General features: G+C 74.7%; 1 pseudogene. It reads right to left on the reverse strand.

Annotated features, from left to right (window positions below):
* Positions 1–532: pseudogene (locus CCN72_RS41715) on the reverse strand (SanA/YdcF family protein); the annotation flags it as partial.
* Positions 533–594: the final 62 nt, after the last annotated feature.

Here is a 594-nt window from a genome sequence, read left to right on the forward strand (position 1 = left end):
CGATCCGCTCGCCCGGGACCCCGTGCTTGGTGAGGTACGTGCGCATGGCGTCCGGCTCGTCGTAGTCCTTGCGGCTGTTGTCGCCGGTGACCAGCACGACCTTGACCCGGCCCGCGCGGTACAGCGCCGCCGTCGCGTCCAGGCGGTGCGCGAGGTAGGGCGAGGGCTCCCCGTTCCACAGCCCGGCCCCGAACACCACCGCGACCGGCGCGGGCGGCACGTCCGCGACCGTGCGCAGCCGGTCCGCCGTGGAGGTGAACAGCCAGGCCCCCGGCAGCAGCGCCAGCGCGCAGACGGCCACCACGGCCCGCACCAGCCGCCGCTGCCCGGCACGGGTGCGCGGCAACCGCGGTCTCCGGAACCTCATACGGCCCCCCTCGGCACGAACACGGCCCCCCTCGGCACGAGAACGGCCCCCTCGGCGAGGACGCCACCGGCGGCCGTCCGGTTCGCCTCGGTGTGCGAATCCACCCCGCCAGGACGGCCGAATTCCCGCTCCCGCCATACGACTGGGCCACCCGGCACCCCCCATTCGTCACCCCTTGCGTCTACTGTCGAATCATGGAAGGCAGCGCACCCCCCGGCCCCTGCGGC

Source organism: Streptomyces murinus, assembly GCF_002154555.1.
Classification (GTDB): Bacteria; Actinomycetota; Actinomycetes; order Streptomycetales; family Streptomycetaceae; genus Streptomyces; species Streptomyces murinus.